Here is a 22649-nt window from a genome sequence, read left to right as displayed (position 1 = left end):
ACCGAGATCAAAACACCTTAGAGGGGTACAACAAGATGTTACCTGGAGTGAAGCAATTTGATATGACCGGCCGTGTGGCGATTGTCACCGGCGGATCGAAGGGGTTGGGGACGGCGATGGCGGCGGGGTTGGCCTCTTGCGGAGCCGATCTGCTGCTTACCAGTCGACATGCCGACGAAGCGGAAGCGGCTGCGGCGGAGATTGCTGAGAACTTCGGCCACCGCGCTGTCGGGATTGCCAGTGACGTCACCGATCCGGTTGCGGTCGAAGCGATGGTGCTCCGCACGTTAGAAGAGTTCGGCAAGATCGACATCCTCATCAATAACGCCGGCATCAACATTCGCGGGCCGATTGACGAGTTGACCTACGAAGAATTCAAGCAGGTACAGGATATCAACGTCAATGGAGTTTGGCTCTGTTCGCAAGCGGTCACGCCGTATATGAAACAACAGAACTACGGGCGAATCATCAACCTGTCGAGCACGTTGGGTTTGGTCGGCTTGGCGAATCGGACTCCTTATGCGACCAGTAAAGGAGCGGTGGCGCAAATGACGCGAGCGCTCGGTCTGGAATTGGCGCCGCACGGCATCAACGTGAACGCGATTTGCCCCGGCCCGTTTTTGACGCCGATGAACGTACCGATTGCCGAGACCAAAGAAGCCAAGGAATCGATCGTCGGCGCAACCGCCTGCCAGCGTTGGGGCGAACTGCGGGAAATCCAAGGCGCCGCCATCTTCCTCGCCAGCGACGCCGCCAGTTACATGGTGGGGAGTATGCTGGTCGTGGATGGGGGGTGGACGGCGAAGTAGGCAGTAGGGGATAGGATTGCCGAATCTCATTTCCTCAAGCCTCACCCCTCAGGCCTCATCCCCCGTCCACTCTGTGATTTGATTGGCGATGGCTTGGGTGAGGGTTTCCAGAGCGCCGGGGGCGAGTAGGGCGATTTCTGTTTGGTAGAGGGCATTGTTGTAGTCCTCTTGTCGGGGAAGATAGCTGGCTCGGGCGCCGTTGGCCAGGACGGTGATGATCAGCGGGGTGTGGGGGAAGCTTTGGCGGAGCTCTTGCTGCAGGAGGTTGTATGGCTCCCCTTCGATGGCGATCCAAATCGCGTCGCCCAGTTTTGCCATTTCGACCGTAAAGGGATAGTGGTCGCCCGGCGGCAAGGGGGCGATGCGTTCTAGGAGCCGCCGCTTTCGCTCGGCCAGAACGCGCAGTTCGTGCGCGGCAGTGTCGTTGCCGGTTTTACGGGCTTGCAACTCCTGGGCAATGAGCGCATTCAACTCTGCTTCGACGGTTGTTGCAGTTGGTAACCCGTCGAGGTAGTCGAGCGACACTTGCCAGCGGCGATGTTGAAAGTTCGCGGTCTCGGCGGCGCGGTTGGCGGTGTGCGGCCGGTATTCCCAGGCTCCGAGCGTGGCTCCCGAGAGGACGGGGCCGATGTAGTGAAAATCATGGGCTGCGGCCGACAACGACTGTAGCACGGCCAGAGCGGCATAACCGACTTGGCGACCATTATTATCAGCGACCGCCGGATCGCCGACAAAACCATCCCGCGGTCCGACATCGCCGCAGGGAGAGAGCAAAAACAAGCAAGGGGCGGCGGTGACTTGTTCGACTGTTTCGCGAAGTGCTCCGATGTAGTCGGGGCTGATCAGCGTGTTTTCCCAAGCCAACGTCGTTGGATGACAGGCATAGTTGACGATCGTGGCCAGCGTGTCCCCCTGTTCGCCGGTCGCGCGGACGACTAACAAAGTTTGATCGCACTGGCCTTGTGGGTTGAAGCCGCAGACGTAACAATTCTGCTCCTCGTCCCAGAAATCGCGTTGCCGCGCCATATCGCAGGTCGTTGCGCCGTATGTCAAGATCGCGGTTTGTAGCGTTGCGCGTGCTGCGTGATAGGCGGCGGCGATTTTTTCGGGTAAGGATTCCAGATAAGGGACAATCAATTCACCGCCGGGCAACTCGACGCGATCCTTGCACAAATTGCCCCCGGAGTGCGTGTGTGAAAAGGTGATTGTGAGCTGCGATGCATCTTCGCCAATGAGTTGGCACACGGCAGAGGTCAGCTCTGCCAATTCGGGAGGTCGAAGGATGCAATGATCCAAGGCGACCATGACGGTGTGCTTGTTGGCGGGACCGGGTTCGTACGGTTCGATGATCAGCACCGTCGCCAGCAAGGGGCGATGCACACCGGTGGCACGATCATGCTTGGCCGCCCCCCAAAATCGGTGGTAGATCCCCACCGGCGGCGTGATGTCGCTGCGGCCAATTCCCAAACGGCAACGGCTGGTCGGCGTGATGTGCGCAGGCATCGGCAGTATCCATTTTCAGGTCCGACCGGCCAGCACGGGCCCTCTGGCGGACAAGCCGCCAGTGGCACCCGCGGTGATCGTCTTATTTTTTGGTCGCGACGGCATCGGGCGTCGTTTCCAGAAAGGCGAACAAGTCGGCGATTTCGGCCAACGTCAACACATCAAGCAGTCCTTCGGGCATGCCGGAGGTGTTCGACGAAATCATTTCATCGATGTCGGACTTTCTGACCGTCGTCTTTGTGCCGTCGGTCGACAACACGACATAGGCACCGCCTTGTTCGACCGCTAAACCGGTGTGTGTCAATCCATCGTTGGTGATGATCGACACACTTTGGTATTGGTCGGAGATCACAGCCGAAGGATAGAACAACGATTCGACAATCTGCTTGCGCTGGAAGCGTTTGCGGACGGTTGACAGGTCGGGGCCGAGTCCTTCACCCCGTTGGCCGAAGCGATGGCATTTGATGCACTGCGCTTTTTCGAAAATCGCCTCCCCTTTCGCGGCGTCTCCTTTGCCACTGCTGGAACTATCGGTGACAAATTTGAGGATCTGATCGAATTCCCATTTCGATTTCTTTGCCGTTTGAGGGAGTTCAGCCGTCGGCAGGTCAGGATATTCTTCAAGAAACCACGACTGGAACGGAGCCAAGTCGGAATCCTCCGCAACCTCTTGGTCGGTCCATTTATTAAGCAGGCGGACCACTTCCTTGCGGCTGTTTTTATCAACTTTCAAACCGGCGATAATTGCTGTGCGAATGTCCTGCGGCTTCTCTGGTTTGGCGTCGATCTTCAGCAAGCCACGAATCACTGCTTGCAGCGTTCCCTTGTCGCCGAATTGCAATGTCGCTACCAACGGTGCAAAGTTTGCCTGGTCCGCTTGGCGGGCCAATGCGCGGGCGACTCCTTCGCGGCGGTCCGGTTGTTGTTCGAATAACTTGCGAAGAAAATCCTTAGTTTCCGGCGCTTTGCTGCGGCCTAAGGCATCGACAATGGCCGACGCGATTTGCGCTTGAGCATCAGCGGCAATTTCCGCGTCGGCGAGTTGTTGATCCAGTTTGATCAAATCGTTGCTGAAAGTGGTCGCCTGTTCGGCGGAGAGAGCTTCGAGCATCAACCGCGTGGGCATGGGGAATTCCGCTGCGTGTGCTAGCAAATTCACACGGGTCGGGTCTTTTTGCGTCGCGAGATAATCGCGCGTCATATTTTCCAGATAGCCACGGAAACTGGCTCCCCCTTCTAGGCGGGCCAGACGGTCGAGGGCTTCAAACAGGACCGCTTGTTGTTCCCATTTCCAACCTTGGGTAATGAAACGCAGGCAATAGACGGCATGGATTTGATCAGCCGGATCCTTAGAGTTTTGCAAGTAGGTAATCAGTTTGTCGATCGCCCGCGACTCTTGAAGATACGCCAGAACACGAGCCAATTCGCGGTTCAAATTGTTGTCGGTCGAAGGGAACAGTTGCAGCGCTGCATGGGACAGGTTGGAACGCGAGGCCTCTGTCGTCCCTTCGTTTTGCAGTGCCAATTCGGCGACGCGGAACACATCCAGCGCATCGGCGGGAGGCAAGTCCGATCGTAGCAGCGCGACGGAGCGTTTCAGAATCGCTTCGTTTTGTTCCGCTGTGGGAGAATTGATGACCAACGCCAACATTCCGGCGGCGGCGATGCGTGGATCGTCCGCGGTCAGTACTGCATCGGCCCATTGCTCGGCCGGGAGACGCTGCAGCAATTCCCGCGCGGCGTATCGAGCAAAGCGATCTTGCTCAGCCAGCATGGGCAACACGACTTCCACCGGAGCGGTCTTGTTGGCACGAATCAACGCTTCACAGGCGCGGCGGCGGACGACCGGATCGGAATCGCCCAGCGCCTGGATAATGATCTGTTCGGCTTCGTCGTCGATGTGAATGGCAAGCAACGTTAGCGCGAGTGCTCGCATTTGCGGTTTGTCGTCGCTTGCCAATGCGGCCAACAGGCGTCGCGGTGGGCCGTCGGAGAATTGTTGCAGGATGCCCACAGCGCGGCGACGGTCCGCCACAGTGCGTTTGGGATCAGCGGCGACTTTGGTCAGGTCAGACCGCCAGTTCGATCCCGAGTCCTCTTCGAGTTTTTTGACTTGGGCGCGAGTCCAAGCGGATGAGGGTTGCGGAAGTGCCAAGGCGCGTTCCACGGGAGAATTCGATTTTGGCTGACGCGCGGTTCCCGGATTTTCGGGAGTCACGCGATAAATCCCACCTTCGGTCCCCCGTCCCCCGAGGCAGAAATACAAATCGCCATCAGGACCGGGAACGATGTCGGAGACGTTCAGCGGATTTCCGGTCACGAACTCTTCGACCTCACCCTTGTAGGTCGAGCCATCTTTTTTGTGGTGGATCGCTAGGATCTTTCCTTGCGACCAGTCGGCGACGAAGAATGCGTCACGGTATTTTTCGGGGAAGGTGTCGTTGTGATAGAAGCAAACGCCCGTGGGAGAACCGCGGCCGATGTCGACGGTCGAGGGCAGGCTGTCGAAGTAATAGTCGGGCCATTTCGACGCACCGCTTCGCCAGCCGAATTCGCCACCCGGGACAACGTGGTTGATGCGAACCGGTCGGTACCAAGGCAGGCCCACGTCCCATTCCATGTCGCTATCGAAAGTGAACAGTTCACCCTCTTCATTGAAGGCCATGTCGAATTCATTGCGAAATCCGCCAGCGACCAAATTCCAATCAGTCCCGTCTTGGTTGAGTCGATAGACAAGTCCGGCCGGCGCTTTTTTACCCCGCGCGTGGCCGCGTGCGTCTTCGTATTTCGGGAGCAAGTCCCCTTCGTAATAATCGCGGTGCGGACTATCGGGATTGACGTCGCCCTTAATATTGGCGTGATTGCCCATCACGTTGTAGAGGAATCCATCCGGACCGAGCAGAATGGCGTGCGGTCCGTGGTCGGCGATTTTTGCGTCATAGATTTGAACGGTTTCGGTTGTTTTGTATTTGCCGTCACTGTCGGGATCGCTCAGGCGATACAAAGCGACGCCATCGGGGCCTTCGCCGGCACACAACAATGTGTCATCGAAAGCGAAGACACCTTGGCAGTTTTTGATGTCATCGCTAACGACCTGTGTCTTGTCCATTTCGCCGTCGCCGTTGGAGTCGATCATCATCAACAACGGTCCGCGTTCCTGGCTGGCGATGATGCGGCCTTTTCCATCGAAGCACATGTTGATCAGCGTCCCGGTCACATCCGGTCCGGCGACTTTTTCGATCTTGAATCCTTCAGCCGCTAGAAAACGATCTTTGAGTTTCGAGGCCCATGTGACAGTCTTCCACGGTTCCGCATCGGGGTAGGCTCCCAGGACGTGCACTGGTTTCCAGTTGGCGGCGTTGTAGTTCAGAGCCGTCCACGCCGTGTTGGATTGCGGTTCGTCGGTGGATTTCCAGGTCCCGTTTGAAACGAAAATCACATCACCGCCGCCACCCTGTTCGACGAGCACCCGCACCAACAATCCGGCGGAGCCTTCTGAGGCATTGGTTGCCTTAACGGCAATCACATTTTTGCCGCGTTGGACGCGTTTGGTGATGTTGAACTGTTTGACGTATTGCCAATTATCACCACTGCCCACGAGGTCGCCGTTGACGTACAACTCGTAAGAGTTATCGGCGGTGATGTCGATCGTGACGTCTGTCGGCGAGGAGAGTTTGATCTCCTGACGAAAGTACGCGGTCTTGGCGCTGGTCAAGTCGCCTGCGGTCCAAATCCATTCGGGGGCACCTTGTTCAGCAGCGGAGCACGTTTCCGCAATCAATGCCGTTCCGCCACAGACGGCGAGCGACAATACCAGACGTAGGATCAACTTCATGATGGACAGTATCCTCAAATTTCAGGTGGGGCCATATCGCGGAGTTTATGCGCCGCAGTAACGAGCGAACCGCGCGCTGCGGCTTATTATAAGCGACTTTGGCAGAGGGGATAAAGCGACCCGACTCGCGAAACTCAAAAATCAAAAACCGATGTGTCTCCCCGTGGTCAACAGGAGCATTGCGCCGGGAGCGTCCGGTTTTCAGAGGATGCCGAGCACGCGGTTTCTACGGTTTTTACCAGCGGACTGTGAACGGTCACACCAAATCGCCGGCGGTGATGCGTTGGTAACTTTCGAATCGGCACTCGGAGATTAAGCCGCGCGCCACGGCCTGTTTGATTCCGCAGTCCGTTTCGTGAGTGTGCGTGCAATCGGGATAACGGCAGTCACGGACGAACGGGTGGAATTCCACGAAGTAGCCTTCCACCTCTTCGGGAAACGTATCCCACAACCCGAATTGACGGACGCCCGGTGTATCGACCACCCAACCTCCAAAATTCAACTCCAGCAGATTTGCCGAGGTCGTGGTGTGTTTTCCCTTGCGGCTATCGCCGCTGACTTCACCCGTGCGCAGTTTGAGGCCGGGTTGCAGCGCATTGAGCAACGACGATTTTCCCACGCCGCTTTGCCCGGTGAGGACCGTTTCACGATTGCGTAATAGTTCACGCAAGCGGGGGATACCGTAGCCCGACACAGTAGAAGTCGTCACAACTGTATAGCCGAGTTGGCTATACAGGCCGATGATCGGTTGCAGCGCCGCAAGATTCGACAAGTCGGCTTTATTGATACAAATTAGCGGCGCGATGTCTCCCACCGCCGCGCTCACCAGATACCGGTCCAGTAGGCTCGGTTTGAGCGGCGGGTCGGCTGAGGAGGCGACGATCAAGACTTGATCAACGTTTGCGACGAGAACATGTTCCTGGCCGCGGACTTCTCGCGAGAGTGTGCTCGTGCGCGGTTCGACCCGTTCGATCACGCCTTGTTCATTGACCGTGGGTTGAAACATGACTTGATCGCCGGCAACCACGGCGGTCCGTTGGTCGCTGGCAATGGCACGCACCACGTTGCGGACAACGCATTCGAAGCGCTCGCCGTTATCGGCTTGCACAATGAATCCGGAACGATGCACGCTCAGAACCCGACCGGCGCGGCATTGGCTCATATCGACATCGATCGTCAGGCCAGTGTTTTCATCGCCTTCGACACCGATGATGGTCCGGTGTCGCGTCAGATCCCCTTTGCCGGAAACACGTTCGCCATGCGCAAGGTTAGAATCCTCCAGGTCTTCGTGCGTAAAATCATTTTGACGCCGCGGCTTCTTTTGGCGGTTTTTACGCAGGGCAACTCGAATTTTCTGTTTACGTTTACCCAAGTGAGCAGAGGTCCTATTGGCTGGGGATGTTTACAGTGAGCATCAAACAACGACTACCCCCTCTCCCTCTGGGAGCGGGCCGGGGTAAGGGTTTTCGCACAACAGTTGTCTGTCGATACCGTCTGTACGTTGGGGCTATCTATCGTCCTACATCGAAAGGTGCGTCGCGACGCACCCTACGGGGTAAAAAAACGCAGGCGAATCGGGGGGATTGGCCTGCGGAGAGCTGTTGTAAATTGTGGTGCGGATTACTGTGTGGTCAATCTTCTTCAACATCCGACAGCCAATCCAATGCGATTGACTCATCGCTGTCCGAAGCAGCCATGGCGACTTCTTTGATCGGCTTGGACGAGGGCGGCAACGGGGCGCGTTTTGGTTTGCGGCGGACGAGGCCGGCTTTTTCCATCAGGCTTTGACCGAAGACTTCCGGGGCTTCCGCACCCTCGACTTCCGGTGGTGCATCGCCCACGGCTGTGTAGAAAATCTCGAACTTATGTTTGGCGAAGCCGATTTGATCGCCGGGGAAAGCCCATCTGCGCGTGACACGTTCGCCGTTCACCTTCGTCCCGTTGCGACTATCAAGATCGGTGACCAACCAATGACCTTCGATCAACTCCAATTCGCAATGATACGAAGAGACGTTGGGGAACCGCAGAACGATGTCGCAGTTGGGGCGACGACCAACCTGCAGCTTGTCCTTTAGAAGCGGAATGGGGTCCCCACCGCCGATTGGGACGAGCTCTCCTAATAACATGATTATTGAATCCTTCAGCCTTGAGGGTTCATTTTTTGCAATTGTTAGCTGCGGTGGAAACACGGACGACTTGGTCAGACAACGCCAATCGTGATATCCGTTCACTCTAAGTCTAACCGGGCGAACAGGCTTGGTCAATTAAAACTTTGAATCTCACGGCGCAACTCTTGTGAAAAGCCCCGTTTGCGGAGTTTCCGTGGTTCGCAGCTGTCGCGAGTTTTAGGCAGTTTCGGTGTAGTATTCGTGCGGTTTGACCCACTTTTATTACTGCGCAGCAGCGATAGCAGGACCGTGCGGGTGCTCTGCTGCCTCTCCGGAAGAATTTGCAAGACGCCCCTTTTATGGCCACGAGGGCTGACGCTCATGCGCTGCAGGAGGCTCTTCGGGCCAGTTGACTACAGATAGCTGCAGCGGCGCGGGGCAAGTGCGAGGGCGATATTACTTCGCGGCATCTGTCGACGATTTGCCCTGAGGAATGAAGGCGGAGATGATGATCACTGCAAGTATCATCAGGTGCCCGAGCGTTTCCAGAGTTTCTTCCACATTGTTGCGCCAGTGGGAGTGATGGGGAAGAAATTTCCAAACGGCGCGATCGACGGTGATGGTGAAGAAATACGTGATGAACGCGCCCACGAACAACGAGACGATCAGTCGATGATTGACGTAGGGCTTCATCGAATCAAAATTCGCCGAGGCGTACCACATCACCAGCGGAATCGCGATGTAGATTCCTGTGCTGGTGCCCCAAAAATGGAACTCGCGGCACAACAGGCAGACGCTCAGGATCGTTAGCCAGCGATAGAAAAATCCGCGGCGCACAAACCACAAGGTCGTGGCCAAACCGACAGCTAACATCAATACGGCTGGTGCATACGTCTCTTGATACGGCTTGAGCGTATATTCCCAGAGGGGGCTTTGGGTTTGCGTGCCGATCCAGGTACACAGTGCAGCCGGCAACAGCAAGACCCAGAATGAAAACTTGCTAATAACTTCTTGAACGTGGGAAACGTGTTCCTCCCAAAGTTGTCCAGAGGTGGACGCTGGAGGATTTTGACTGATCATCGATTCCACAGAGACCCTCGTTTGTCAACGAACTCGAACTTGTAACGATTCCGGTTTCACTACCACGCGGAATGAACTTCTCATTCCGGTTCGAGACGTTTGACGTTTTCGACGCGGTAGGTCGGTTTGCCTTGATGGTTCACGTTTTCGATATCTACGCGACCATCGATCAACACGACGTCATCGGGGATCAGTCCCAATTTGTAGAGGCCCTCGTCGTTGGAGAGTGTGAATGTCCCGCCATACTTATCGTCTCTGTCAGTGGGATCGGGATTGTAAGTGATTTGCCATTCACGGCGCTGGGCATCAAAATTCACTATGCCCCGCAACCACTCATACGTTTCCTCAACGCCATCGCCATTGAAGTCGTCGGTATCTTTGTCATACATGTAGGGGTTGGGGCTCGAACTGACTGCTTTGGGGCGGTTCTTGTCCATATTGCCGAACGATGAGGCAGGCTGAACGGTGATCGGCTCGACAAATTCGTCATCTTCGAATTCAAGTTCAGACGTTCGGCTACTGCTCAATTGGAAATCGTCTGACTGATCATTCGCGCCCAACGGCTCCGCGGGGACGTTGTAATTGGGGTCGACGTCCGTAGGCGGATCACCGTAATCCGGCACTGGATTTTCGCTGCTGGTGCTGGGGGAACTCGTGACGGGCGGTTGGTAAGGGGGCGCATTGCTGCCGCCGTTTGCCGGGACTCCACCGGAGGGGACTCCCGGTTGCACGGAGTTGGGAACCACCATTTGCGGCGTCGAATAGATTTGATTTTGCGGATATCCCATAGTCGGGCCGCAGGAATTGCAGCGGGGACCACAGGAATGACAGCCGGAGAAGACGCACAGCGTCAATCCAAGCGAAGTGAGTCTCGAAAACATGGACGGGGGGTCCTTTCTTCCGAACGAAAACCGGATGAGCTCTCGCCCCAACTGGGGAATATGGACGTTTTATTTCAAGCCGCTCGGTGGTGTGATCCGTGAGCCGCTCGAAAGGTCGGTTCGCTACCGGACCAACCGGGTACTGAAACCAGTGGAAGTGAGTTCATCGTGGGGACGGTGTTTTTTCGGCGGCTGGGGAAGCCACCGCTGTATTCGAATGGAATTGTGAAATGGTGGGTGAGCAAAGCTCGTTTGCCTCGCATTCTGTGCATGCGCGAGGCGCTACCTAGGTGCGGAGCACCCGTGTTGCGGCGGAATTCTATCGATTCCGGTTGTTCTGTCCAGTCCGGTTTTAACGTCGGCCGGCATCTTAGAACCGAGTCCGCACCGCAGGCAGGAATTGGCAGTTATCTTCAAACGCGATCACCGTCTCTAACAAGCGCATGCGACGCATTTAACGGATTTTCCGTCCTCTTCTCAAAAGTCGACTGGCTGCGCCTGCGAATCTCTTCGGGTGGTCGTTGGAATTGTCGATGCTATGGAAAACACGTCACATTCCAAGAAATCACCCAACCGGCCGTCACGCCGCATGACGGTTTCGTCGTTCAAGACTGCGCGCCGCTGTCGGGCACGACGATTCACGGCTAAATTTCGCAACCCAGAAATTCCGCACTATGCCGACACACGAGATCCACGCCGCTCACAAACTAAACGACGAAATCCATTTTCAGATCCAGCGTGATCTCTCGGCTTTTGGGCGCAATGTGTCGTATGAGGTCAACGACTCCGACGTCGTACTCAGCGGCGTGGTCGGATCGTATTACCATAAGCAGATGGCGCAAGAGTCGCTCCGCCGCATCGAAGGCCTGAGCCGGATCGACAACCGCATTCAAGTCGTCATCCGCTAAGCTTCGCCGCTCCGCGAATTCAAGCGAAGTTCGCGTGAGCTACCGTTGCGAATTTTCCGTTGCGGAGTCGCTGAGCAGTCTTCCGTTGTCGCGCGTGGTCCGCGGCGATGTCACACCCGCCGATCAATCCCACCACCAACGGCCCGCGGGGATTTCCGCTTCTTCGGCGGCGGTTTGCTTTTCGATCAGTGATTCATCACCGGCTTCGATGGCAACGGCCCCTAGCGTCCGGCGCGGATCGATCATCACCCCGCCACCCACCATACCGATCAGCATGCGGCCACGGGTCCGTTTATAGGCGACTGATGTGGGGACATCGCGGGGGACATTCCATTTGGCGACCGTGCCCCGTTCATCGTCAAGAAACAAGCTCATCGACCAGCCGATTCGCTCGGCCAATCCTTGTTTTTCGACCAATGCCGCGACAGTGAGCAGATCGAACAACGTTTGCAATTCCGCGAAGGCCGGCACCGCGTCGGCCAGTTCGGGAAACTTTTCCGTGAAGTGGTTGGCATAGCGATCGGTACTAGCCGCTTTGGATCCCACGCCGATCCGTTTTCCGTCAGTGGTCACGATTTCGTTTTCGGCGAAGAGTTGCGCGCGGGGCCCGGAGATTTTATAAGCATTGCCATCATCGGAGGCCTGGAACGGTTCGTACAACGGCGCAAACCACCAGCGGTTGGCCATATCATCGCCCGGCCCGACCATTGAAAGATGCGTCTTGAAGCCTCTCACACGTAGATTCAACTGCCCGATGGAGATTTTTTTCATAAAGTAGTCGGCTTCGACCATGGTCCGCGCGAAATGACTGTCCGGGGGAACGCCCCAGATCGTCACTTTTTGATTGCCAAGAATTCTCGCCATTTGGGCAAAACGTTTTTTGCCGACAGCGGCGCTCGCGGCGCCACTGTGGGCGGCTTGGTACTGCTTGAACTTGGCTAGGTTTTCTGGGCGGGCATCGATCGAGCAACCGACGTCTTCGCCGCGATTCACGGCTCGCAGAGCGACCATCAGATCGTCAAGCCGCAGCGGTGGGCGTCCGGTCGTTAGTCCCACAGTCCGTCCCGCTCCGTCCTTGGCAAACCCCTCTGCCGGCCCGGCAATCACGATGTCGTGCGATTCGGGAAACACGAAGACATAGTCGATGCGTTGCAACCCTGCGAGGTATTGCATGTCAGGCGTAACGTGTTTTTGGGTTTCGGCAAATTCGGTGCAAGCTTGTTCTAGGCGGACCAGCGACACCTTTCGCAGTGGGCTAAACGTCGTCAGATCTTCGGTCAACTCCTTACGGATCGCCGCTCGCCGTTGCTTATTGAGCCTTTTGTTGCCCGGCACGATGATTGTTTTGACCAACCCATCGGCATCGACGGTGACCCCCGCAGCCGCACCGTCAGTGGCAGTCCCCGTCCCGGTTCCCGTCCCATCTCCCCCAGAGATTTGGGCAGCGGCGGGGCCTGCCATGGCAAACAGCAATGCGCAAGACAGCGCAAGACAAACAGCGCGGCGAACCGGTCCACGAAACATGGGGGATTCCTTTGTACTACGAACGTGCAGAATCTTTGGATGATGCGCCAAGTTTTTGTTCGCTCTTTAAGAACTCACCACGAAAGAAGCGAAACACACGAAAAACGGCAAAAGACCGAGAGGGATTGTCTCAGGGAAACCCATTGCCTTAGGGAAACACTGAGTGAAACCGCAACGTCGGGGCGCAATAACGCTCCAGCTCTCAATGATTGTACGGAGACCGATGGCGGCCGATCACCGACAAACCGCGATTTTTTCGAAGAATTGTGCAAATTGTCGGCTACGGTTGCAGCAGATAACATTGCTGCAAGCGACGCTCGATTTCCTGCGTGACTTCGCGATACTTGGCTCCATCGATTCCGCCGTATTGAGCCTGCAATTCCGCTTCTTGAAGTCCCTCGGGCAAGTCGGCCGCTGGGGGGAAAATGTCGTCGATCGTCACGCCCCCAGCGAAACGCTCTTGCATTTTTCGGGCCGCTGCCTCATCGCGCGTGGCGGATTCGGCAAACAGCGTCCCCGCACGGTCAGCAAGCAAATCCCCAAATGAAAACCCGCTCCCCCCACCCGAATCGATCTCTTCCTTCAGCACGCCAATCATGTCGCTGGTAGCCTTGTCGGCCATGACCTCCAGCGCAGCGCTCACGCAAAAATGCTTTGTCCAGTCACCACGGCCACGTATCGCAACGGAGCCGAGTTTTTTTTGTGCGATGTACCATTGCCGGACAGCATCCGGTGAGCCGGCGAGATCCGCGACACGTCGGTGACCAAGCACGATACCTAAAGAGAGCAGTGCTGCTTGATTTTCAAGTACCGGATCGCCCTCCGTCGAGCGTTGTTGCGCGAATCGAAACGCTTCGGTGGCAATGGCCACAAACCGCGCATCTCCCTGTGGGAGGTTTCCGGCTGTCGAAACAATATTTTTCAAATGGTCACTAGTGGCAGCGATCAATTGGGGCGACATTCCCAATTTCGATTGAATCGCTGGTAAGACTTTTTCGCGGATGGCTGTCCGATTTCCAACGAGCGTCACCTCAGCCTCTTCGACCTGGAGCCGTTCGATGGATTTGACGATATCGCTGATGTCGTCATCAAACTGCAAGCCGGACAAAATCGCACGCGACACATAGTCGCACGCCGATTGGGGACAGCCCAGTCGCCCCACTTGTAACTTCTCAACGCTCAGCTGTGGATGCCCTTCGTTCACATCGACCTGGGCGGCCAGGTGCGCATTGACGAAACGTTTACCCACCAGTGGAATCGTAAAACTAGGTGAGGCCTGGACGGTGACCGTTTCCGGTTCCAAACGCAGATCGACGCGCGGGTCGGTCCCCGCTGCTTCCATGCCCCAAGCAAACAGCGTTTTGACTTCGTTTTCGCTGAGTCGGATTTGCCGCGTGTCGTTGGAACCATCAGCACTGCGTTGGTGGACCGCTTGTTTGATCATGTCCATCAAACGTCGTTTTTCCGCAGCGGTCACAGCCACTTGTTGGACATCGAGCGGCTGATCATCGGTCGCGAGATATCCGACGAACAGCAGAAACAGACAGAACAGCAGCAGATGGGTGCATGTCCAGGCACAGAGACGCATGATCCCTTTTTTGCCGCGCAAGGTGGCCGAACCAATCGTCATGCCTGCCAGGCAGCCGATGACGGGAATCCAGAGTTGATCGCCGCCAGGCATGTCGCCGAGTTCCAGTCCCCGTACAACCGTCGTCAAACCCAGCCCGACGATGAGTAGAAAACATTTCCGGCGAAACGAGGAGTGGTCCGACCGTGGTTTGCCGGCGGCCCACATGACCAGCAGTCCAATCATGAAAAACTTGACCGCTTCGACAGCTGCGGCAACGGCGAATTGTTGTAGCGCCGACAAAAATGCGGTGCGGCTATCAAAACTCCAAACCACATCGGCCGTCGCCGGTAGATGTTCACCAATCCATGCGCGATACCACCACAGCGCGAATACGTAGCCCACCAGCGCCGCTCGCCCCACCCAGCGGGCGATTCGTGGAGGGCGGCGAATGATCTCCTTACGTCGAGCGACAATGTCGATATCGGCTCCTGGCTTCGTTTCAGTGGTCGGCATAACAGGAAGTTGACCTGAAAGCCCGTCGTCGGTGACGGGGCAATAGATGCTTGGTTCAGTCGTGACCCGCAGGTCGCTGGTCGGAATTGTTCACAAACCGAGCTGTTCAATCAACCCGCAGAACAGACATCCGCAGTTCAATGGACTATGAGAGACAGCTTAGAAATGAGGCCTCGGCAGTGCAAATGTCGCCCAACGGGGCATTATCGAACAAGGTGCCCGCACGATTATAGCACCCTGGATTCCTATACGTCGGACAGCGTTGTCTCAGTGAGCATTGATTCGCAATATTCTCACCGAACACAGGTTTCGCTATGAATAATGGACATTTTCGTGGTAATGTGGGGATTCCACTCATTTGCCGCAATGCATGCTGGGTGTTTGACTTCCAATGGGCCAATTTTTGATAGGTGAAGTTGTCTAGCGATACCGGTTTTTCTGCGAACCCGCCGGACACTGGGTTGAATGTCATGTCTCAAAAAACACCGCAACCACCGGATCAACCAGCCGACGTCGCCGAGGAATTCGCACGCCTCGTCATCCAGGCTGGTCAGGAACGGGTGACCAAGGATATCTTGCGGTCGACGACGATGATCGGGCGATCGAAGAGCTGCAATATTCAGTTGGTCTCGCCGAAAATATCGCGGAGCCATTGCGCTATTACGCTCGATGCGGGGCAACTGCGCATACGTGATCTGCGCAGCCAATGCGGCGTTCAAGTGAATGATGAACAGCTGGAGGTCGGCAAGTTACGCAATGGGGATCGATTGACCATCGACCATTTCGAATTCACTGTGGAAACCAATCTGGTTCCCACCGATGTCGCCGCAACCCAATTGCTCAAGGATGACGCCGAGCGTATACAGCAAGATTGCGAACATCTTGCGTCGGACCGGGCTGACTTAGAGCGGCAGCGCGAGAAACTCGAATGCGAATTCGAGGAGTTGAGGCAACAGCGCCATCGACTCACGGAACGCACTGCGACGCTGGAATCAGATGCGGAGCAATTGCTGGCGGATCGCCAACAGTTTGACGAACTGCAGCAACAGGCCGATACGGACCGCGAACAGCTCGATAAAGCACGCGAACAATGGGACGAGGATCGCTGCCAACTCGAAACCGATCAAGCCCAATCACTTGCCGACTTGGATGAAATCAAACAATCGCGGCAAGAACTCGACAAGCAAGAAAATCTCTTCGCAACTAAACGGCAGGAGTTTTTGAATCAATGCACTTCACTTGAAGCACAACAAAAACAACTTCAAGTGCAGTGGGAGCAGCTTCGGTCGGAACGAGAGTCCTTAGAGTTGAGGATTGCAGGACACGAAAAACAACTGGGTGAGCATGAGGCCACGGACGCGGAATTCCGCCAAACGCACGAGGCACTCCAGCAAGAAGTTGCCGAACTGCGTGAATCGCAATCGCGGATGTCGCAAGCCAAAGTCGATGCGGAGCAGGCGTTGTTGTTGCTGCGGCAAGAACGCGATCAATGGCAAGAACAAACAGACTCCAGCAATGCAGCGCAACAGCAAGCGGCCAAGCTGCAAGACGCACACACTACACTCCTTCAGGAAGCCGAGCAGTTGCGTGCTGCACATCAGCAGTCGACTCAGGCCAAGACCAAGTTGGAAAAAACGTTGGCGTCGGTGCTGCGGGAACGCGATCAATTGCAGGGCAAGACCGTCTCCATGGAAGAGGCGTTGAAGCAAGCGGTCGACGGCGAACAATGCCTCGCCCAGTCGATCGCACAGCAACAAACCGATTTGGATCAACACCAGACCGATTTGGATCAACACCAGAAGGAACTGGAACAAATGAAAACGGAATTCGCACAACAATCCGAAGAACAGCAACGCTGGCAAGACGAAGCGACACAGGCAGCCGAGACGATTGCTGAACTGGAATTGCAATTGGCGACTTTGACAACTGCCAACCAAGAGGAATTAGTGGCCGCGGAAAAAACGTTGGACGAACGGGAAGCGAAACTCGCAGCGCAGTGGTCCGATGTAGACGCACAGCGGGAAACACTTCAGACCGAAGCCAAAGCGGTGGCAGCCCAGTCCCGGGAACTAGACGCCTTAAAAGTTGAGTTGGACGCCGAAATCGAGGCGGTTTCGCAGGAACAACAACAGCTGGCCACCGAGCGGGAAGAGCTTTCCACAGGCCGCCGCGAATGGGAACGCGAATCCGCTACGGCCCTCAGCGAACAAGGAGGCGCAGCGGCCAACGAGCAACAACAACTTGCAACTGTCGATAATGCCGTCGCAGAATCGGAGCAACGCACGAAACAACTTGACGAAATCGCAGCACAGCGCAAGGCGCTCGAGAGTCAGCAGAACGAACTGCGTGAAGAACGCGCCGCATTCGAAGAATTGCAGCAAAACTTTCGCGCCGAAACATCGCGCGCCGAACCGTTACCCCGGCCCGATTGGGCACCCGTACGAAAACCAGAACCATCCCGCGGGGGGCGGATACTGTCCGTCATCCGATCCGTCGTACTCATCACGGCCGCATTGGTTGCGGGTTATGCAGTGGTTTGGTTTGTGCAATCGCAGTTGAACTAGTGTGTTGACAAACCTGAAAACCTGGGTGCCACTGGCTTTGCCAGTGCTTCGCAAGTATCGCGCTCGATGGAAACGGCACTGGCAAAGCCAGTGGCACCCGACTCGAAAGCTGAACCGCGATAAAACGCTGGTCGCATTCTTCCTGCATACTTAATACTTTATGCCTGGAATGCGAGAGAAAATATTTCGAGAGATTAGCTCGCGCTCTTGGGGGAGTACGACTCCATTTCGATCGATTGAAAATCGTTCAATGCCCAGATTTCCTTTGTCATGCATCCGACCAAAAAGCGTGACAGCGCGCACTAACGCCAAATCGTTTTCAACTTTGATGTATGTCGTTTTGATTCTCGGCAAGTGATACTCGAAACGTTTCTCGTGGAGTTCGTAACCACTCGAATTCTGGCACATCGATTGGAGCTCGGCGGCGTCTTTTAGGACATGGTGTGTCTCTCTGCTACCACTTCCATAGAGTAGAAGAATCAGCGAAGCCAACACAACCGGGTCTGATTGCACGAGCCGATCCCACTCGCTGGCCAATATCGTTTCGATCTCCTTTCCCTTTCGAGTGAGAGGGATTGATTCATTTTCATTGGTTGCGAAAACTCCGTAACTGCCCCTTCCAAACAGCATCGCGGGGAAATCAAACTCGCCTTTTCGACCGCGAACAATGTGAATCTTGTAATTCAAAAATGGTGACAGATCGCCCGTCGGTTGAATCAAGGCGACAGACGGTTCCTCCGAGGAATCATCACGAATTTGGTCTTGGTTTAATTCTACTGGATCCATTTCGAAACCTGCACGCATTACAGTAACGGCGATGCTGCTCGTTCGTGCTGGCGTTGCCGCCAGTGTTGCTTTTCGACGCTCCGGTTAATGGGTAGCGGAACTCCCGCGAACAAAATTCAGCATTTGCTATCTTACCGACTCACTGGCCGAGAACACGACCCCAACTCACAGTGGTTAACACACTCCTGCTTCTCTTTTGCTCAGCCCTGGACTAGATTAGATATCGTCCCCACTCCTTCTTCCCACAATTATCGAGACAACGGCATGCCCGTGGTTCGCACCTTCATTCTGGGGTCGCTGGTTTTCATGGCGACTGCGCATGTCTGTCTGCTCTCGGCCGCTGCCGCGGAACCGGAGTGGCCTGGGCAATGGCCCTGTTATCGGCGGGATCGGTTTTTGACCGGTTTTGCGCCGGGGCAGGGGCGGATCACGCAGCCGGAAATCAAGTGGCGAAAATTTCTGGGCCAATGGAGCACACGCGTCGCTCTGCATACAACGATCGCGGACCAGAACGCGGAGTTGGCGATTGACGATACGGCATTGTCCCAACCCCTGCCTGCCGGCTGGACGGTGCCGCCGACAACATATGACCTGCGCGGCGACGGACGCCAGCAGCGGATTGTCGTGCAGGGCCAACAAGCCACGATCTTTGACGCAGCGGGAAAGGTGCTTTGGCAGCATACGTTTGAGCATCCCATAGCGCAATATGTCGTCGGCCGGTTTCTGCCTGGTGAAGCTGGCTCGCAGGTTGTTTTTTGGGGTGTCAAGGCGCGAGAGCGGGTGGTTTACAACGGCGGTTATTGTTTTGATTTCAAGGATGGATTTGATAAGGCAGAGCAAGTCTGGGAGGTCGAGGTCGACCGCAATCCGCAAGCCCCCCAATTGCATGCCGCTGACATGGACGGAGATGGCGATGACGAAGCGGTACTTGTCACCTGGTACCGGGCGATTGTTTTCGACGGCCGCACCGGAGCGGTGCAAATGGAATGCGAGAACGCCGCGCATCGCAATTATGGTTACTCGCGAATCGTGAACATCGACGATGACCCGTTTCCCGAAATCGTGATTCTGTGTGACTTCGTGTTGCATGTCGATTACATCGACAACGATGGCCAAAAAATGTGGAAGCCGTGGGAAGGGCAATACGAGTATTCGACCGCCCGTGATGAAATCCTACGTGTCCCGCACGATCCGATTGTCGATGTGGATGGCGATGGCGAGTTGGAGATGGTCTACAACTTGTTCAACATTCCCGCCGACGGCCATTGGCGGATGATTGTACGCGACATCAAATCGGGCCGGGTGGAAATGAGTCTGGCCGATAAGTACGTCCACGACATCGTCGATCTCGACGGCGATGGCGCGTTGGAGTTGTTGTGCGACCACGTCCCCTTGCGGCAGCGGACATTATATTCGCCGATTGAAATCGCTCGGATTCGTGATGGCGAGTATGCAACCGTTCACAAGTTTCCGCGCGGCCGTTGGCTGCGGTATGCGCAGCCGCTGCCGGGCAACAGCCGTTCCATGGCGGTCGATGCAAATTTGGCTGTGGCCCGCGGCGATGTGGATGGGGACGGCAAACTTGAAGTCTTGCTGAGTCTCGATGAGGATCAAAACCGACGAGCGGAAGCGCTCTTGGCTGTGGGGTTGGACAGGGATGAGCAATTCGCTGTCAAATGGAAAATAAACCCACCCGAACAAACGCGGTTCACGGTCGAGCAGTTTCGCGATATCGATGGCGACCAACGGGCCGAAGCAATTGTGCAATTGGAACATCGTCCCGGGAAAATGGAGAGCCAGGGTGCAGCGGCGACATTGGTTTCGCGACAACCACAGGGGGGCCGGTTCTCGTTTCCCATTGCGGTCAATCTGGATGATACGCCCGGTGCGGAACTGTTGCTGCAAAACAGCCGGGAGGAAATTGTGGCTCTCTCCGCCCCGGACGGTGCGAATAAACTCCCGCGCACGTTATGGACGCGGCCCGGTTGGGGGGAGCCGTCGACCGTGGGGTACAAAGGATCATGGCGTGGCCCGGTGGCAACCGATCTCGATGCGGACGGCCAGCCGGAGATTTTGTATCAAGACTGTTCGCCAAACGATCTTTGTCGGCTCGTGGTCTTAAACGCCGATGGGACGGAGCGTTGGACACGCACGTTTGACGAAGTTCCCTATGCCGACGAAGACAGCCGCCTGGATCGCTTTCATGCGGGGCGGTTCAACGACGACGATGTGCTAGACGTCTTTCTCACGTTTCACAACGCCGGCAAATCGAGCGGGCAAAGTCTAGCCTTGGACGGCAAGACCGGCCGCACGTTGTGGCATCGCAAACATGTCTCCGACTTGTATCCGCCCGGCGAGCGGCAATTGTTCGAACCCAAAAACGACCGTGGATGTTTTCCGACCAAAGGCATCGTCGTCCACGATTTCAATAGCGATGGTTTTGACGATCTCTTGTTTTTGGCCTTGGATTATATTTGCTTGATCAACGGGCAAACGGGAATGTCGCTGGAGCCAACCCCGTTTTTGCATTCGGTACTCAGCGATTCGTGGTGCGCTTATTGTTCGCCCGTTACCGTCGATGCTGATGGAGATGGTGTGCGGGAGATTTTTGCGTCGGCCAGTTTTGGTACGGTCGGTGCCCTCACACTCGATTGGAAGCCGCTGTGGAGTGTCCCCTCATCCTACCAAACCAACCCATTATCGCACGAAGTCTCGGTGGCTGATTTTGATGGTGACGGACGTCTGGAAGCAATTGTGCTGGAACATTCCGGCGATTTAGTCGCGTATGACGTAAAGACTGGTAAGGAAGATTGGCGAAATAAGTTCGAAATGACCAAGATCAGCGACCAGGCGGCGGCCGATATCAACGGCGACGGGTTGCCTGAGGCAATATTTTGCCGAAAAGACACGCTCACGGCGCTTAGTGGTCAGGCGACTAACGGCGTGCAGAGAGTGCTCTGGACGCTAAAGTTGTCCAGAGAGGCAGGGCCGCCAATAATTGCTGATGTGGATGGCGACAGCTTTCTGGAGATCGTCGTTTGCACATCGGACGGGTTTGTGAACGTGATTGGGCAATCTGGCGAATCGAATTGACGGATTTTCCCCAATCTACGATAACTCCCAAAATCTCCCGATTTATTCCCGTGGCTGTACCAGTGTGAACCCGATTACAACCGGCCAGGATGTTGATGGATACAATGCCCTCGCTGCTTGCGTCATATTTATAATGATTTGAGGAAATACAAAATGTTGTCCATGCGAGTTCTGAGACTGTTTGTTGCCACTGCGTTTGTCGCTGTCGGTTTTAGTTGTTTCTCCTTAATGGGTTGTGGCAGCGAGACTTCCGCCACAGACAGTTCCAGCACGGAATTGGCCCCCAAAGGGATTTGGACGACCGACTACAAGGCTGCGTTGGCAAAGGCCAAGAAGGAAGGCAAGGACGTCCTGATTAATTTCACCGGTTCCGACTGGTGTGGCTACTGTATTGAACTGCAGAACAAAGTGTTCCAGTACAAAGTTTTTTCTGACGGAGCGACCAAGGACTTTGTCCTGTTGGAAGTCGATTTCCCCAATGATGCGTCGCTTATCACGCCTCAGGTCCAGGCGCAGAATAACAAATTGCAGCAGAAGTTCTCGATCGAGGGCTTTCCGGCGATTTTGCTGGTCGATGAAGAGGGGCGTCCCTATGCCCGCACCGGTTACCAACCAGTGGGTCCGCAGAAATACGTTGAGCATTTGAGCGAATTTACCGACCTGCGTAAGAAACGCGACGCAGCCTTCGCCGCCGCTGGCAAACTCTCGGGCATTGAAAAGGCCTTAAAACTGGATGAGGCGCTGAGTGACATTCCTCCGCAATGGATGTTCACTTCCTATGCGGATGTCGTCGAGGAAATCGTCAGCTTAGATGCGGACAACCAAGCGGGACTGCGTAAGGAGTATGCGGATCAGTTATTGATTTCGAAATTGCAAGTGAAATTGAAGGAAATTCAGACGCTGCTCCAAACGACCGGAAACGTTGACGCCGCCCTGAAAAAAATCGATGAGATTGACAAGGAATTCGCAGGCTTTGCACCCGCCCGTGAGGTTGGCATTCGTTTCCGCTTGCAACTCCTACAGATGGAGGAACGGAATGATGACGTGCTGAAGTTGGCCAACTCGCTGTTGGCGGACAAAGCCACTCAAGAGGATCTGCGCTTGCCGATTCTCAGCGCCAAATTGCAAGCATTGGTTCAATTGGACAAAATTGAGGATGCTTTAGAAGTCACCGGTCGCATGCGTCAGGAATTCACAAAAGATAAGCAACTCTCAGCTCGAATTTTGATTGCCCGTGCAGATTTGCTTCATAAACTCAAACAGGAAGATGAAGCTCGGGAAGCACTTAAAGAAGCGCGGGTCTTAGGAGGCGCTGAAATGGAGGCCACGCTCAACCAGGTCGAAAAGCAGATTTTTCAAAAACCGCAAGAGGGACCGGATTTGAAAGCCCCTGCGAACTAGTGCATCGGCAATTTTAAGAACGAGGGTGCCACTGGCTCTGCCAGTATTTCGAAGTCTCACTCAGGTTTGAAGCT

14 protein-coding genes are annotated in these 22649 nt (G+C 55.5%); 5 read left to right on the top strand and 9 right to left on the bottom strand.

Annotated elements, in window-relative coordinates:
* The first annotated feature begins 35 nt into the window (after positions 1 to 35).
* Complete coding sequence (locus CA54_RS27225; protein WP_146374123.1) at positions 36 to 809, top strand: SDR family NAD(P)-dependent oxidoreductase; 774 nt, start codon at positions 36 to 38, stop codon at positions 807 to 809.
* Between the two features lie 48 nt (positions 810 to 857).
* Here CA54_RS27225 and CA54_RS27220 read toward each other — a convergent pair whose 3' ends face one another.
* From CA54_RS27220 to CA54_RS27195, 6 genes are all read right to left on the bottom strand, one after another.
* On the bottom strand, positions 858 to 2312 hold the full coding sequence (locus tag CA54_RS27220) for a neutral/alkaline non-lysosomal ceramidase N-terminal domain-containing protein (protein WP_146374122.1): 1455 nt from the start codon (positions 2310 to 2312) through the stop codon (positions 858 to 860).
* An 82-nt stretch (positions 2313 to 2394) separates the two neighbouring features.
* Positions 2395 to 6147, bottom strand: a complete 3753-nt coding sequence (locus tag CA54_RS27215) for a HEAT repeat domain-containing protein (RefSeq protein ID WP_146374121.1) — start codon at positions 6145 to 6147, stop codon at positions 2395 to 2397.
* Positions 6148 to 6403: 256 nt separating this feature from the next.
* Positions 6404 to 7519, bottom strand: coding sequence for a ribosome small subunit-dependent GTPase A (gene rsgA, locus CA54_RS27210; protein WP_146374120.1), 1116 nt, complete (start codon positions 7517 to 7519; stop codon positions 6404 to 6406).
* 259 nt (positions 7520 to 7778) lie between these two features.
* On the bottom strand, positions 7779 to 8273 hold the full coding sequence (locus tag CA54_RS27205) for an FHA domain-containing protein (protein ID WP_146374119.1): 495 nt from the start codon (positions 8271 to 8273) through the stop codon (positions 7779 to 7781).
* Positions 8274 to 8711: 438 nt separating this feature from the next.
* Positions 8712 to 9344 carry a hypothetical protein gene (locus CA54_RS27200; RefSeq protein ID WP_146374118.1) on the bottom strand — a complete coding sequence of 211 codons (633 nt, stop codon included), beginning with the start codon at positions 9342 to 9344 and terminating at the stop codon, positions 8712 to 8714.
* Between the two features lie 71 nt (positions 9345 to 9415).
* Entirely contained in the window at positions 9416 to 10216 is an 801-nt protein-coding gene (locus tag CA54_RS27195; protein ID WP_146374117.1) for a hypothetical protein, read from the bottom strand.
* Between the two features lie 674 nt (positions 10217 to 10890).
* On the opposite strand from CA54_RS27195, the gene CA54_RS27190 reads away from it, so the two are divergent.
* Positions 10891 to 11124 (top strand): BON domain-containing protein, encoded by a 234-nt coding sequence (locus CA54_RS27190; protein WP_146374116.1) that lies wholly within the window; start codon positions 10891 to 10893, stop codon positions 11122 to 11124.
* 123 nt (positions 11125 to 11247) lie between these two features.
* Here the strand turns inward: CA54_RS27190 and CA54_RS27185 are convergent, their stop codons facing one another.
* The gene (locus tag CA54_RS27185; RefSeq protein ID WP_146374115.1) at positions 11248 to 12648 is read right to left on the bottom strand and encodes a DUF1598 domain-containing protein; all 1401 of its coding nucleotides are present in this window, start codon (positions 12646 to 12648) and stop codon (positions 11248 to 11250) included.
* Positions 12649 to 12928: 280 nt separating this feature from the next.
* Positions 12929 to 14731: a hypothetical protein gene (locus CA54_RS27180; RefSeq protein WP_146374114.1), complete on the bottom strand. Its 1803-nt coding sequence runs from the start codon at positions 14729 to 14731 to the stop codon at positions 12929 to 12931.
* Between the two features lie 470 nt (positions 14732 to 15201).
* Between CA54_RS27180 and CA54_RS27175 the strand changes: the two genes are divergently transcribed.
* Positions 15202 to 17295 (top strand): FHA domain-containing protein, encoded by a 2094-nt coding sequence (locus CA54_RS27175; protein ID WP_146374113.1) that lies wholly within the window; start codon positions 15202 to 15204, stop codon positions 17293 to 17295.
* Between the two features lie 150 nt (positions 17296 to 17445).
* On the opposite strand, the gene CA54_RS27170 is transcribed toward CA54_RS27175, so the two are convergent.
* Positions 17446 to 18081: a hypothetical protein gene (locus tag CA54_RS27170; protein ID WP_146374112.1), complete on the bottom strand. Its 636-nt coding sequence runs from the start codon at positions 18079 to 18081 to the stop codon at positions 17446 to 17448.
* A gap of 264 nt (positions 18082 to 18345) precedes the next feature.
* Between CA54_RS27170 and CA54_RS27165 the strand changes: the two genes are divergently transcribed.
* Both CA54_RS27165 and CA54_RS27160 read left to right on the top strand, forming a co-directional pair.
* Positions 18346 to 21174: an FG-GAP repeat domain-containing protein gene (locus CA54_RS27165; RefSeq protein WP_146374111.1), complete on the top strand. Its 2829-nt coding sequence runs from the start codon at positions 18346 to 18348 to the stop codon at positions 21172 to 21174.
* Between the two features lie 153 nt (positions 21175 to 21327).
* Positions 21328 to 22575, top strand: a complete 1248-nt coding sequence (locus tag CA54_RS27160) for a thioredoxin family protein (protein WP_146374110.1) — start codon at positions 21328 to 21330, stop codon at positions 22573 to 22575.
* The last annotated feature ends 74 nt before the right edge of the window (positions 22576 to 22649 follow it).

Source organism: Symmachiella macrocystis, from assembly GCF_007860075.1.
GTDB lineage: Bacteria > Planctomycetota > Planctomycetia > Planctomycetales > Planctomycetaceae > Symmachiella > Symmachiella macrocystis.
The sequence above is the reverse complement of the archived record's forward strand: the minus strand, read 5'-3'. Positions and strand labels throughout refer to the sequence as shown.